This is a genomic window from Martelella alba, from assembly GCF_005217455.1.
GTDB lineage: Bacteria > Pseudomonadota > Gammaproteobacteria > Enterobacterales > Enterobacteriaceae > Acerihabitans.
The window spans coordinates 57,115-70,491 of sequence record NZ_SZPQ01000021.1 but is presented as its reverse complement, the minus strand read 5'-3'; the positions used below and the strand labels follow the sequence as shown (position 1 = coordinate 70,491).

Genomic DNA, 13,377 nt, shown 5'->3' with positions numbered 1-13,377 from the left:
TGCGTTCGTCCTTTTAGGAAAATAACGTTAATGCATCCGCTATCCGCAGCTGCGCCGCGGTGCTCGACACCACCTCGGCAAGGGTGGTGTCGGCTGCGATCTCGCGCAGGATCAAACCGTTATTCACTTCGATAACGGCCTTTTCCGTCACGATGAGATTGACCTGGCCCACAGCGGTCAGCGGCAGGCGGCAACGGGGCAGAATTTTCGGCTGGCCGTTTTTATCGCAATGCTCCATCGCGATAATGACGCGCCGCGCGCCGCTGACCAGATCCATGGCGCCGCCCATTCCCGGCACCTTTTTGCCGGGAATAATCCAGTTGGCCAGATTGCCCTGTTCATCCACTTCCAGCGCGCCGAGCACGGTGACATCCACATGGCCGCCGCGGATAATGGCGAAAGACAAGGCGCTGTCGAAAAAAGCCGCGCCGGGCACGGCGGTCACCGGCTGGCCGCTGGCATTGGTCAAATCGGCGTCGATATGCGCGTCATCCGGCGCCGGCCCCAACCCCACCAGCCCGTTTTCGGATTGGAAAACCACCCCCAGCCCGTCGGCCACATAATCGGCGACCCGCGTCGGCAATCCGATGCCCAGATTCACCAGACAGCCCTTATCCAGTTCGCGGGCGACACGGCGCGCTATTCGATCTCTGATGGTATTTTTGTCCATGGCGTTATTCCCCCTGCACCAGATAGTCGATAAAGATTCCCGGGGTGTGGTAGCGGTCGGCCGCGCCGCAATCCATGGGCACGATGGACTCGCATTCGGCTATCACCACGCGCGCCGCGGTGGCCATGATGGGATTGAAATTCTTGGCGGTCTTATTGAAAACGGCGTTGCCGGCCAGATCGGCCTCCGAGCAGCGGATCAGGGCGATATCCGCTTGCAATGGCGGCTCCAGCAGCCAGGGCCGCCCGGCGATCACCACCTGCTGCTTGCCGTCCGCCACCACGGTGCCCAGCCCGGTGCGGGTCAAGACACCGCCCAGCCCGGCGCCGCCGGCCCGAATACGCTCCACCAGCGTGCCTTGGGGCACCAGTTCGGCTTCCAGTTCGCCGCGCGATATCTGTTTGCCGGTTTCCGGGTTAAGGCCGATGTGCGAGGCGATAATTTTTTTTACCTGTTTATTCACCACCAGCTTGCCGATGCCCCGATCGGTAAAACCGCTGTCGTTGGCGATAATGGTCAGATTGCGCACGCCGCTTGCCACCAGCGCGTTAATGATCATTTCCGGCGTCCCCACCGCCATAAATCCGCCAATCATGACGGTCATACCGTCTTTCACCATGGCGGCGGCGTGTTGCGGCGTAATTCTCTCTTTTTCCAGCATGATTCTTTCCTGAAAGTAATAAGTCGGCATATTCGGTTATGGATGACCGCCATCGATACAGGTTCCCCGATTGGGTTATTTCACTTCGTTATTGCGCCGCGGTGACGCCAACCCGCGTTTTGCCTTTGCATTTATCGTTAATCAGGAATATCAGCAGCGCGGCGATAATATCCATGACAATGAACGAAAGGTAAGCGCCATCATAATCGCCGGTAAGTTTCAAGCTAATGGCGATAACGGCAAAGCAGCTTACCCGGAATAAACAGGCAATGGTTGATACCAAACGATTGGCGGCGGCGAAGTCATAACGTCCGTAGACCGTTCCCACCATGGATGTGCAAAGTTCTTTTATTCCAGCGATACTGGCGCCCACCATCAATAAGGTGAAATAGGTGAAAACCTCGCTGCCCCGCACCAATAAGCAGGCATGGGTGATGGCAAAGAAAAATGCGTAAGCGATACTGGTTTTACGGGTGCCGATTCTGACGTCAATCCATCCCCAGAAATAACTGAATATCGCGCAAATCAGCGCGGCGGACGTGAACATCCATACCGCGGTTTCCTTTGGGTAACCAATGGATATCAAGCGCGGGATCAGTTGACTCACCACGCCGATATCCACAAGCCATAATAAACCGAACCCGATGGAAATGAGCCACATGTCCCGATCTTTGACCAGGACGCGATAGGTAAACGGGCTCTGGTAATCGGATTGCATCGCCAGATTCGCCGCCTGTTGCTCATGGGAAATGGGTTCGTTGTCCGGATAAAGCCCCAATTCCTCCGGGGTATTGCGAATCCAGACGATCGAGATAAGTCCCAGGGTGAATAACGCGGCGCCGACCGCGGCATAGGCGCCGGGGATGCCGAATCTATCGAACAGGAAAAACAGGATATAGAGTTTACCCAATGAATCGAAGCCATGCCCGGCCCGCCAAAAAGTCTTAGGCAGGCAGAAAGGACTCATACATAAAACCATCATCAATTGATTATTCTAAAAATTAACCCATAACTGACTATTCTCAGAGACATTTTAATTAATCCAAGGCATTTATTTATCTACTAAATACTCCGAGTTGCATCGCGGCGGCCAGTGAGCGGCAAATTCATCGGGAACGAATTTGAAGCACGACGCGTATATTAACCGTGATACCACTCGGATAATTCAGAGCCTGATTTGATGTTAACCCTACCGGCGCCACCCTGGAAGCTCAAAAAAAATAACCCGATTTGCAAATATGAAAACCCACCGACCCGCTGCCGCTTGAAATGTCAATCAATGGACACTCAGACACTGCCCGGAAAATTTTCCCTCGTGTTGTTCAATAAGAAAGCGTTTGAACGAAGAAACATATTCGCTAATCTGATTTTGCGGCGGATAATACATATCCAATGCCCACTCGGATGTGTTTATATTTTCAAAAAGATGAATTAATTTACCTTGGGAAATATACCGCTGCACAACATGTGCCGGTAAATAGGCAATACCTGCGCCGGAAAGTGCCGCGCTGAGTAATAAAGCGCCGCCGTCGACCTCCATGGATTTGGGGATTTTAAACCCTCGGCGCCGGTTATCAATGTCATATGCCCAGTCATTGCCCCCGGTCAGCCAATCGGCGCAGAGACAGCGATGGCGCATGAGCTCGGCGGCGGCGGAGATCGAACCGGTCGCGACCAGATTGACAAAAAACATCATTCTGGTCACCGTGTGCGCCTGTGCGATGGACGCGGCGTCCTGGGAGAGAAAGGGAACAGACGCCTGACGGAAATCTTCTTCGCTATGCATGGCCATCACCTCCTTTGTATCGCTGCCTGATGCTATCCTGTCAGGTAACGGCGCAAGGAATTGGCAAACATTCACATTTGCCATGCGCTGAGGCTCACAAATCATACAATCTGACCCATGGCCACCTCCCGCAGGCCATCCATATCCAATACCTCGATATTGCCGTAATTAAGCGCCACCAGATGTTTATCGGCGAAGCGCTTCAAGGTCTTGGCGATAAACGGGCGCGACAGGCGCAGGCACTCCGCCATAAATTGCATGGTGAAGGGAATGAGCCTATCACGGTGGATGTCCCGTTGGCCTTCCTCGCAATCCACCAGAAAAGCGGCGATACAGGCTTCACGCGAGGCGACTTTATGGGTATAAAGCACCCGATCGAGATCGTTAAGCCGTTCAGTCAGCGAGTCGATGACCTGCATTTTGAATTCATCATACTGGGCCAGTAATTGGATGGCGCTGGCGCGGGGCAATATCAAAATGTCGATATCGGTCATCGCGATAAAATCGCGGTCCAGTAGCGAGCCTTTCCCGATAAAGTTGAAGAGAATCATTCGTCCCACCGGCACATGCGTCAGCAGCGTCCGTTCGCCGCTGGCATGTTGCACGCTGGTAAACAAATGCCCTCTCAGGGTCCAGGCGATCACTTCGACCTCGGCGCCCTGATGAAAAACAATATTGCCCGCCTTCTCGCCGCGCAGGCGAGACTGGCGACACAACGACTGTTGCAAAGCGCTCGGAAACGTACCCCAGCCGGGGATGGCGGCAATGGTGTGTTCGGTAAGCATGATGTTCCCTCTTCAAAAAAGAACATTGCCATTGTCAGAAATAGATGGGCGATATTTAAGTTTACGACGCGGAAATTGTGATATGGCCTGAAGAATTCCGGCGGCATGGCGGGACGCTTTGGCGCATTGCCGGCCGAGTCCGGACCGGCAATGGGGATGGCAACGTGGCGGGGAGCGCTTTACCAGCAGACGAATCCGCCGTCCACCAGCAAATCGACGCCCGTGCAAAAAGACGCGGCATCGCTGGCCAGGAACAGGGCGGGGCCCGCCATTTCCTCAACCCTGGCCATACGCTGCATGGGCGTTTGACTTTCAAACGCCTGGGTCTGATGAACCATTTCCGGGCGCGTATTCATCGGGGTGGCGGTATATCCCGGGCTGATGGCGTTCACGCGGATATGCTTATCCGTCCACTCCATCGCCAGACTTTTGGTCAAATGAATAACGCCCGCCTTGGCGCTGTTATAGTGCGCTTGCTCCAACCCCCGATTGACAATCACGCCCGACATGGAGGCAATATTGATGATGGAGCCGCCCCCGGTTTTTATCATTAATTCCGCTTCGGCTTTGCATGAGTGCCAGACACCGGTGAGGTTGATATCGATAACGCGCTGCCACTGCGCCGTCTCCATATCCAATGCCGGATTGGCGTTGGCGATGCCCGCCGCGTTGACGGCGATATCCAATCGGCCATAGTGACTTTGCGCAAGCGCCACCGCCGCGCGAAGATCGCTGAGTTCGCGCACATCGCCGGTAAACAAACAGGCCTCGCCGGCGATGGAATGAATATTATTGACGGTTTCGCCCAAACCGCCGTCCTCACGCATATCGAAACACACCACCTTGGCCCCCGCACTGGCCAGGGCATAGGCGATCATCTGGCCGATACCGCTACCGGCGCCGGTGACAAACGCGACACGATCCCGCAAACTGAAGAGATCCTGAGAAAACTGTTTGGCAATCATCTGAATAGTCCTTGCAAATAAAGAAAACGCGGATAATGGCGTTAATCCTGAACCGCATATCATCGCGGCGGGTCCGGCACTCAGGACATAATCAGGCCGCCGTCGACATTGATGGTCTGCCCGGTAATATATCGGGCGTCCTCGGATGCCAGAAAGGCCACCAACCCGGCGACATCTTCCGGTTTGCCGGCGCGTTGCAGGGGGATGCCTTTCACCCACTCCGCCATCAACTCGCCTTTGCCATACTGTTTTTCTTCAGTGCTGAGTTTTTCGCCCCAGACCCTGTCATTGTAATCCCACATTTCGCTTTCAATGATGCCGGGGCAAAATGCATTCACGGTGATATTCCAGGCCGCCAATTCATGGGCCAGGCTTTGCGTGATGCCGATGACGCCCATTTTGCTGGCCGCATAGTGCGGCGTGTAGATAAATCCCTGCCGCCCTTGGCCGGAAGATGTGTTGATCAGGCATCCCCGCTTTTGTTTAACCATATACCGGGCGGCTTCCCGGCAGCATAACCAGACACCGGTGGTATTAACGGCCAACACGTTTTCGAAATCGCGTTTCGGCATCTGATCGAAATAATCAATGGTGATGATGCCGGCGTTCTGGATGGATACGTCGATATGTCCGAAGCGTTCCGCCGCCTGTTGATACAGGTTTTGCACCTGTCCCTCGTCCGTCACGTCCACCTGAAGCGACAGAATATCGGCGTTATGGCTTCGGCGCAGCGTATCAGCAGTTTCATGAACGCGTTCGGCATTGGATACCATCACCAGATTGGCGCCCTCCTGGGCGAAGCGATTGGCGATGCCGGCGCCAATGCCTCGACAAGCCCCGGTAATGATAACCGTCTTATTACGGAAATCTCGTTGCATGTTATTCTCCTTTGGCGTCCGTTTGGTCTACACCCGGACGCCGGTTCATCAATGATAAATGTCTTAACTGGTTGTCGCCTGCGATGAAGAGGATGCCGCGGTAAGCTTGCCTTCGTGGCGGCGCAGCAATATCACTTTGCTTTGCAAGCGTTGCTGGAACTGATCGACTATCACCGCCGTCACAATGACCACGCCTTTTATCACCATCTGCCAGAAGTCGCTGACGCCCATCATCACCATCCCGTCGGCCAGAAAAACGATGACGAACGCGCCGATGATGGATCCGGAAACACGTCCCCGTCCGCCCGCCAGCGCGGTGCCCCCCAGTACCGTCGCCCCGATCGCGTCCATTTCGAACATGTTGCCGGTCATCGGATGGGCGGTTTGCAGTTGCGAGGCCACCACCAGGCCCACCAACGCGGAGCAAAGACCGGAGAAGGCATAAACGAATATTTTGGTTTTGATGATGGGCACGCCCGCCAGGCGCGCGGCGGATTCATTGCCGCCAATGGCATAGATATAACGGCCGAGGGGCGTTTTCATCGTCAACCAGAAGCCTAGCAACAAAAAAGCCAGCATCAGCCATATGGGGATGTAAACCCCCAATACCGTGCCTGAACCCAATATGGCGAAGCCGGTATTGCCAAGGGCGTCCATGCCGTTGAGGTTGGGATAGGTGCTGCCGTCGTTGAAAAGCAGCGCCGAACCGCGGGCGACGTACATCATGCCGAGGGTACAGATAAACGGCGCGACGCCGAAACGGGTGATGATGACGCCATTAACGAAACCGACGAGAATGCCGAAAATAGAAACAAGGACGATCACTTCCAGCACGTTGAAAAACAGGATGTCGCCGTTCCACAGCGGCACGCCGTTGGTCAGAAATGCCCCGGCGACCATCCCGCAAATGCCGGCGATTGCGCCGACGGACAAATCGATGCCGCCCGTGAGAATCACTAAGGTCATGCCGATGGCCAGTAGTCCGGTAATCGCGACATGTTGGGTCATAATCAGGAGGTTGGACATTGTCAGGAAGTTCGGCACCATCACGCTGAAGAATGCGATAACAATCAGCAAGGCGATAAATGTCCTGGCCTTCAGCAGGTACATATAGAACATATATTTCTGATTCATGATGGTTTCCAGCCTGATTAATCTTGTGGGGTTGAGGCGGCGATCAGTTTTTCGCGGGTTACCGCGTCCCGGGGCAAATCGGCGGTAATCCGTCCGTCGGCCATGACCAGGATCCGATCGGCCAGGGAGATGACCTCATCCAGTTCCGAAGAGGAAAAAATAACGGCAAGGCCTTGCTGCGCCATACGGCCGATAAGATGGTACACGTCGGTTTTGGCGCCGACATCGATACCGCGCGTCGGTTCGTCCAGCAGCACCACCTGCGGATCGGTCATCAGCGCCTTGCCCAACACGACTTTCTGTTGATTCCCGCCGCTTAGGGAGGTGACCGGCAATTGGGGATCGGAGACTTTGATGGCCAGTTGCGTGATCATGTCATTGACGCCGATACGCTCTTTTTTGGGATTGAGCCAGCCACAGGCGCGCCTGAATCCTTTGAGGCTGACATCGGACAATGTCATATTGGACTGTATCGACATCATCTGGATCATGCCTTCCGCTTGCCTATCTTCCGGCACCAGCGCCAGCCCCTTTTTCAGTCGCGTCTGAAATTTCGCCTTATCTATTTTTTCGCCGTTCAGCGTGATATACCCCTTCTGGCAAGGCAGCAAGCCTATCAGGCCTTTGAACAGTTCGGTCCGTCCCGCGCCCAGCAGACCATAAATCCCCACCACCTCGCCTTTATTGAGGCTAAAAGAAATATTATTGAGTTTATAGCCGCCGCTTTGGTGCAACGCGGTCAGCCCTCTTACCGTCAGGACAGTTTTCCCCTGCTGGGCGGGCTGATAATCGAAATGTTTCTTTTTGTCCCCCACCATGTTTTCAATAATCCAGGGCACGCTGGCATCGGAAACTTTACGTTCCGATATAAACCGGCCATCGCGAAAAATAGTAATGTGATCACCTATTTCCAGCAGTTCTTCAAGACGATGCGAAATATAGATAATCGTGACCCCCCGCCGTTTTAATTGCGCGATGACGTTAAATAACACTTTGACTTCTGATTGACTCAGCGCCGAAGTGGGTTCATCCATAATAAGCACGCGCGTGTCTTTGGATAACGCCCGGGCGATTTCGATAAGTTGTTGATGGCCAATGCCGAGTTCACCCACAAGCGTCTTAGGATCGATATTTAATTCCAGCCGGTCAAGCAAGGCCTTGGCCAGTTGATATTGATATTCTTCATTGATTCTGCCGCGCTGGAAAAATTCGTTTGCGATAAAAATATTATCAATGACACTCATGTTAGGAAACAAATTCAACTCTTGGAAAATAATACTGATACCGTGTTTTTCCGCCTGATGCGTGGAGCCGAGCGTCACGGTTTTACCTTCGAGCAGTATCTGGCCGGACGTGGGTTGCTCTACCCCGGCCAGCATTTTCATCATGGTGGATTTGCCCGCGCCGTTTTCGCCGATAAGGACATTGACCTTATTGCGATAAACGCGATAATTCACGTTATCGAGCGCCATTATGCCGGGGTAGGCCCGTGACAAATCGCGTGTTTCAATAACCACTTCCGTATCGGTTTGCGGTAAAGTAAGCGAATCCGGCGGCATCATTTGCTCTCCCCTTCCCCCTGGCTGAACTGCGCCGGCGTAATTTCAGTGATTTGGGTCGGCGTATCCCATGATGAAAATACCCCGTAAATTTGGCGGGTTTCCCCCACTTTCAGCCGTGCGGCGTTGATGGTTTTTACCGCTTGATCATTTATGGCGCGACCGTAATCACCGAATTTAACCTGATCATTGAAATCCTGGTAATTGATGCCCTTGTAGCCGTCCCGCAACAATGTGCCGCGCAGGATGGGGCCGACTTGCACGGTCACTGTCTCGCCGCTCTGATCCAGAACCGTCATTTTGCCGTTACGGGAGGTGGTATCGATGTTCTTGATTTGCCCCTGCACTTTGACGAAAAAGACGCAGGGATTTTCATCGGATACCCGGTACCCCAGCGATTTGCAGGCACTGTCGAAATCCTTGGCATTCTTTAAGTCCGCCAGCAATTCCGCGACCGGACGGGCCTGGTGGACGAACTGCAGCACCATTTTGTCTTGCCAGGTTTTAGGGACATTTTTCATCAGCGGATTCGGCGGGGATTTCAAATCCGCCAATTCCTGCTGGGAAACGATACGGCATCCGCCGAGTCCCAACACCGCCAGCACCAGTAATATTTTCCTCGACATCATGCTCTCCTGCACGCCCCGGCCCGGGGCGTGACCCGATATATTCAGGACTTGTAGTTGAAATCCTGCACTTTACTGGCGTTAGCCGGCGTAATGAGGATGCCGCGGAACATGACGCGTTGTTTCGCAGGTTTGATGCCTTTTTGAATGTAATTATCCAAGTCGGTCACCCCCTTGGCCGCAATGGCCTGGGCCTGGAGCATCACCGTGGCTTTCAGCGTGCCGGCTTCAACCGCGTCGCGTTCGTCATTGCTGCCGTCTATGCCGACGACGATCACATCGTTGCGGCCCGCGGCTTTCAACGCGGCGATTGCCCCCAGCGCGACCGGACCATTGCCGCAAATCACGCCTTTAACATCCGGATGCGCCTGCAGGATGCTGTCCATGATGCGTTTACCGTCAATTAACGTGCCTTTGGCATCCTGTCTGGCGATACTTTGCATATCCGGATATTGGTCGATAACCTGATGGAAGGATTTGGAGCGGGTGACGCAGTTATTATCAGCCAGGTTACATGTCAGTTCCGCGTATTTTCCCTTTTCACCCATTTTTTCGACGAAAACATTGGCGACATCGGAGCCGGCCTGGAAATTATTGTGTGTAATCTGTTCGAGGGCAATATTATCGACAGGGATCTCCCGGTTGATCAAGACAACGGGAATACCCGCGTCTTCCGCTTTTTTAACGGCGGCGACACTGGCCGTTGAGTCTGCGTTGTCAAGGATGATGCCTTGCACTTTTTCGCCGATGGCGGTATCAATCAATTCATTTTGTTTTTTTACGTCCTCGCCGTGGGAAAGCACCCGGGTTTTATATCCCAAGGATTGGGCTTTTTCTTGAGCGCCTTTGGCTTCGGACGAATAGTAAGGGTTATCCAATGAGTTGACCAAAATCATTATGGTGCCTCTTTGGGCCGCGTGCGCGCTCAGGGAAAACATGGCGAGCGCGGCAATAGCTGACAGGGTTAAGCGTAATTTCATAATGATGTTCTCTCTATTTGTTTTGGCCGCCGCGATGCAACCGAATTATGTGGGGTATCGACTTTCTATAAGCAATGATGGCTAGTGATTTTCACAAACAAAAGTATTCTGCAATAATGAATTTGTTCGAATTACACCTCCGTTAAAATAGGTTGGGTTTTCCAGAGCGTGCGTTCGATAGCCTGCCGCCATCCATGCCAATGTTCTTGCAATTCGCCGTGGCGCGCCATATCGGGATGAAACGCCGTATGAACGGGTATAAATGCTTCCATTTCCGTTAATGACATCGCCTCCATGGCTTTACGGGCCAGAAGCGCGGCGCCAATGGCCGAAAGCTCGGGAACATCGCTGCGCATCACGGGACAGCCCAGCAGGTCGGCCTGAAACTGCATCAGCCAGTCATTTCGGGTCGGGCCGCCATCGACCATTAACGCCGAGAGGTTGAAATCGCGATGCTGACGCATCGCCACAACGACATCGGCTATCTGATAGGCGATGGATTCCATGGCGGCGCGAATCAAATGGGCGCGCGTCACCCCCCGGCTCAATCCGCACACCAGGCCCCGCGCGTGTTCGTTCCACCAGGGCGCGCCCAACCCCGTCAGCGCGGGCACGAAGTAAACACCCAGCGTGGAGTCGACGCTGGCGGGCAGGGTATTTAAGGCATGGATGCGTTTTTCCTCGCTCCAATCGTTTAAACCCGTGCAATCGGCCATCCAGGCCACCGCATCGCCGGTATGGGGAATATTGCCCTCCAACCCGTACACCCGCTGTTGACCATCGTGCCAGGCGATGGTGGTGGCCAGTGCCTGGATATCGCATTGAACCGACTTAACGGGCGCCATAACCGATGACCCCGTGCCATAGGTGGCTTTAACGCATCCCAGCTCGCCCAGCGCATGACCGAACAATGCGGCATGGGAATCACCCACCATGGCCATGATCGGGATGCCGTCCGGGATTCCGTGCAATCCTTGGGTATAGCCGAATAACCCGCTGGACGGTCTGATCTCGGGCAACGCGGCAAGGGGAATACCAAAAATGGCCAGCATTTCCGCGTCCCAGCAGCCGCTGTGGATATTCAGTAATTGGGTGCGCGCCGCATTGGCGTAATCACAGAAGAAGGCCTTCCCCCCGGTCAATTTCCAGAGGATCCAGCTGTCAATCGTGCCCAGGCAAATCTCGCCCCGCTCCGCCAGCGCCAAGCCATCCGGCGTGGCATCCAGTAACCAGCGCATTTTCGAGCCTGAGAAAAGCGGCGCGACAGGCAGTCCCGTCACCGATTTGATCCTGGCCTCAAGATTGTCCCGCCGCAACCGCGCGCAGAAATCGGCCGTGCGCGAACACTGCCAGGTGAGCGCCGGGTGGAGAGGTTCGCCGCTGCCGCGAAACCAACCGATGGCCGTTTCACGCTGATTACTGATGGCGATCGCGGTGATATTTTGCGCGCCGACATGGGCAACCGCTTGGGCGATAACTGTTCTGGACGCCTCAAAAAGCAGGTCGCCGGATTGTTCGACCCATCCCTCGCGGGGCGTTTGAATGGACAGCGGCTGTGAAAACTTGGCGATAACGTTGCCTTGAGAGTCCAGCGCGACGGCTTTAGCGTTGGTCGTACCTTCATCGAGGGCGATGATGATGTCTTTTGCAGCCAACATACTCTTTCTCCAGATTCCCATACTGATCGGCAACTGCCGGGGCGCCATACTCATCAGACCTACGTTTCAGACCCGCGTTGTATTGTTGTCGGCCGCAAGGCGGCATGCATCCTGTCGGGCCTGTTTGTCAATGCCGTGTTTAGGGCGGCGCCGCACAGTCTATGCGCGGTATGAATATAAATTCACTATAGACTATTTATTTAAATACCTTAGCCAGTTAATCCCTATTGGGCTAGAGGTAAAATCAACAAATGTGCTACGAATCACACTTAATATTTTTTAACATGCGCCAAGCAGGGGAAAAACGTGAAAAACAGGAGCGATTTTTTTATTTATTTATTTGAAAATAAACGTTTTTCCCCTTCGCAAACCGGATATGTCGCGAGGGGGGGATGGACAAATAACCAGCGAAATTCACTGTTTGATCAACTGCCGGGCAGTATAAAAATCGGTAATCAACACATCAATGTAGCCGCCATGTAACGCGCCCTTGATGGCGGCGACCTTCTCGACGCCGCCGGCCAGCGCCACGACATTGGGACATTTTTTCACCTTGGCGAGCTCCATGCCGATAACCGGATCTTCATCGGCATCCAGCACGGCATCGCCGTTTTGATCGAAATAATGCAGGCAGATATCCCCCACCGCGCCTTTTGACGCCAGCACTTTCAGCATGTCTTCCCGATAATAGTTGCCCGAGGTTTTCAACAATTGGGACGGTTCCAGGATCCCGATACCGACGATGGCGATATCGACATGATCGAACAGCGCCAGCACCTCGGAAACGTCGGCGCTGGCGATAAGCCGCGCCTTTTCCGCCATAGACCCCTCGATAATTTGCGAGGGCAACAGCCATGCCTTGCCATTGAGTTGCTGTGCCAGCGTCTGCGTGAGGATCGTCGCCTGTACGTTGCCGTTTGGCCCCACACCGCCAAGCAATTGGATAACGCCCCTCGCCTTCATGTTTTGCCCATGCACTTCATCAACCATGGCGCGAATCGTCGAACTCCAGGAGGATACGCCGATAAGATCCGTCGGCCGCAGTCGGGTTTCAAGATAATGGGCGGCCGCGGAGCCGATGGCCCTTTTAATTGCCGAATCGCTGGCATCCTCATCCGTGTCGACGATGATAGCCTGCCGGATGCCGTAGTGTTCCTCGATACCCTTTTCCAGGTTCAGAAAAATATTGGAAGGCTGAATCACGCTGATTTTCACGATGCCTTCTTTCTGGCAACGGTTGATGGCGCGGGAGACGAACGACTGCGACAGCGAGAGTAATTGTGCGATATCCGACTGTTTGGTCCCTTCCAGATAGTACAGACTGGCAATCTTAACCAAAAGGCGTTGTTCATCCTGCTTAGCCATAACAATCCTCAAAATCAATGATATGTAGCGATTTTATCTACCCATCATACGCGACCGGACCTGGTGCCCGAGTGTGATGCGACACAAATTTTTTATTATTTTACCTGATCCGCTCTAGACAAACACTGTCATAAACGATCATAATTAAATAAAGAATCATCATTGAATATATATTCATGGATAACCGAGAGTCAAGTCCCGTCGGTTTGCCAACTGACGTCATCTGAGGAGAGGTTATGAGTAGGATTAGCATGCATGAGGCCCGCGACCTGTTATGAGACGTAGCCCGGATTTTTTTGTATCCGATTAA

At 53.8% G+C, this 13,377-nt stretch carries 13 protein-coding genes; all 13 read right to left on the bottom strand.

The annotated features are described in order from the left end of the window. Window positions 1-13 precede the first annotated feature (13 nt). The 13 genes from FCN80_RS15115 to FCN80_RS15055 all read right to left on the bottom strand — a co-directional run bounded on the left by FCN80_RS15115 (window position 14) and on the right by FCN80_RS15055 (window position 13,067). A complete protein-coding gene (locus FCN80_RS15115) occupies window positions 14-670 on the bottom strand; it encodes a 3-oxoacid CoA-transferase subunit B (protein WP_136991001.1) in 657 nt (218 codons plus the stop codon). 4 nt (window positions 671-674) lie between these two features. Next, the gene (locus FCN80_RS15110) at window positions 675-1,331 is read right to left on the bottom strand and encodes a CoA transferase subunit A (protein WP_170975407.1); all 657 of its coding nucleotides are present in this window, start codon (window positions 1,329-1,331) and stop codon (window positions 675-677) included. 88 nt (window positions 1,332-1,419) lie between these two features. Further along, window positions 1,420-2,298 (bottom strand): MFS transporter, encoded by an 879-nt coding sequence (locus FCN80_RS15105; RefSeq protein ID WP_136991000.1) that lies wholly within the window; start codon window positions 2,296-2,298, stop codon window positions 1,420-1,422. Between the two features lie 309 nt (window positions 2,299-2,607). Further along, window positions 2,608-3,117 carry a LysR substrate-binding domain-containing protein gene (locus FCN80_RS15100; protein ID WP_170975406.1) on the bottom strand — a complete coding sequence of 170 codons (510 nt, stop codon included), beginning with the start codon at window positions 3,115-3,117 and terminating at the stop codon, window positions 2,608-2,610. A 101-nt stretch (window positions 3,118-3,218) separates the two neighbouring features. Then, entirely contained in the window at window positions 3,219-3,902 is a 684-nt protein-coding gene (locus FCN80_RS15095) for a Crp/Fnr family transcriptional regulator (protein WP_136990998.1), read from the bottom strand. A gap of 179 nt (window positions 3,903-4,081) precedes the next feature. Continuing rightward, the gene (locus FCN80_RS15090) at window positions 4,082-4,867 is read right to left on the bottom strand and encodes an SDR family oxidoreductase (RefSeq protein WP_136990997.1); all 786 of its coding nucleotides are present in this window, start codon (window positions 4,865-4,867) and stop codon (window positions 4,082-4,084) included. A gap of 80 nt (window positions 4,868-4,947) precedes the next feature. Beyond that, the gene (locus FCN80_RS15085; RefSeq protein WP_136990996.1) at window positions 4,948-5,745 is read right to left on the bottom strand and encodes an SDR family oxidoreductase; all 798 of its coding nucleotides are present in this window, start codon (window positions 5,743-5,745) and stop codon (window positions 4,948-4,950) included. A gap of 63 nt (window positions 5,746-5,808) precedes the next feature. Next, window positions 5,809-6,879 carry an ABC transporter permease gene (locus tag FCN80_RS15080; RefSeq protein WP_136990995.1) on the bottom strand — a complete coding sequence of 357 codons (1,071 nt, stop codon included), beginning with the start codon at window positions 6,877-6,879 and terminating at the stop codon, window positions 5,809-5,811. Between the two features lie 17 nt (window positions 6,880-6,896). Next, window positions 6,897-8,441 (bottom strand): sugar ABC transporter ATP-binding protein, encoded by a 1,545-nt coding sequence (locus FCN80_RS15075; protein WP_136990994.1) that lies wholly within the window; start codon window positions 8,439-8,441, stop codon window positions 6,897-6,899. Next, the gene (locus FCN80_RS15070) at window positions 8,438-9,067 is read right to left on the bottom strand and encodes a DUF2291 family protein (RefSeq protein WP_230492695.1); all 630 of its coding nucleotides are present in this window, start codon (window positions 9,065-9,067) and stop codon (window positions 8,438-8,440) included. Before FCN80_RS15070 ends, FCN80_RS15075 begins: the two co-directional genes overlap by 4 nt. A 41-nt stretch (window positions 9,068-9,108) precedes the next feature. Beyond that, on the bottom strand, window positions 9,109-10,044 hold the full coding sequence (locus FCN80_RS15065; RefSeq protein ID WP_136990992.1) for a D-ribose ABC transporter substrate-binding protein: 936 nt from the start codon (window positions 10,042-10,044) through the stop codon (window positions 9,109-9,111). A 131-nt stretch (window positions 10,045-10,175) separates the two neighbouring features. Further along, on the bottom strand, window positions 10,176-11,702 hold the full coding sequence (locus tag FCN80_RS15060; protein WP_136990991.1) for an FGGY family carbohydrate kinase: 1,527 nt from the start codon (window positions 11,700-11,702) through the stop codon (window positions 10,176-10,178). 414 nt (window positions 11,703-12,116) lie between these two features. Next, window positions 12,117-13,067 carry a sugar-binding transcriptional regulator gene (locus FCN80_RS15055; RefSeq protein ID WP_136990990.1) on the bottom strand — a complete coding sequence of 317 codons (951 nt, stop codon included), beginning with the start codon at window positions 13,065-13,067 and terminating at the stop codon, window positions 12,117-12,119. Between the last annotated feature and the right edge of the window lie 310 nt (window positions 13,068-13,377).

Bases quoted from the DNA above. Each gene is read 5' to 3' on its own strand.
- FCN80_RS15060 (WP_136990991.1), bottom strand. From the start codon at position 11,702: ATGTTGGCTGCAAAAGACATCATCATCGCCCTCGATGAAGGTACGACC.
- FCN80_RS15110 (WP_170975407.1), bottom strand. From the start codon at position 1,331: ATGCTGGAAAAAGAGAGAATTACGCCGCAACACGCCGCCGCCATGGTG.
- FCN80_RS15075 (WP_136990994.1), bottom strand. From the start codon at position 8,441: ATGATGCCGCCGGATTCGCTTACTTTACCGCAAACCGATACGGAAGTG.
- FCN80_RS15055 (WP_136990990.1), bottom strand. From the start codon at position 13,067: ATGGCTAAGCAGGATGAACAACGCCTTTTGGTTAAGATTGCCAGTCTG.
- FCN80_RS15105 (WP_136991000.1), bottom strand. From the start codon at position 2,298: ATGAGTCCTTTCTGCCTGCCTAAGACTTTTTGGCGGGCCGGGCATGGC.
- FCN80_RS15085 (WP_136990996.1), bottom strand. From the start codon at position 5,745: ATGCAACGAGATTTCCGTAATAAGACGGTTATCATTACCGGGGCTTGT.
- FCN80_RS15095 (WP_136990998.1), bottom strand. From the start codon at position 3,902: ATGCTTACCGAACACACCATTGCCGCCATCCCCGGCTGGGGTACGTTT.
- FCN80_RS15070 (WP_230492695.1), bottom strand. From the start codon at position 9,067: ATGATGTCGAGGAAAATATTACTGGTGCTGGCGGTGTTGGGACTCGGC.
- FCN80_RS15115 (WP_136991001.1), bottom strand. From the start codon at position 670: ATGGACAAAAATACCATCAGAGATCGAATAGCGCGCCGTGTCGCCCGC.
- FCN80_RS15080 (WP_136990995.1), bottom strand. From the start codon at position 6,879: ATGAATCAGAAATATATGTTCTATATGTACCTGCTGAAGGCCAGGACA.
- FCN80_RS15090 (WP_136990997.1), bottom strand. From the start codon at position 4,867: ATGATTGCCAAACAGTTTTCTCAGGATCTCTTCAGTTTGCGGGATCGT.
- FCN80_RS15065 (WP_136990992.1), bottom strand. From the start codon at position 10,044: ATGAAATTACGCTTAACCCTGTCAGCTATTGCCGCGCTCGCCATGTTT.
- FCN80_RS15100 (WP_170975406.1), bottom strand. From the start codon at position 3,117: ATGCATAGCGAAGAAGATTTCCGTCAGGCGTCTGTTCCCTTTCTCTCC.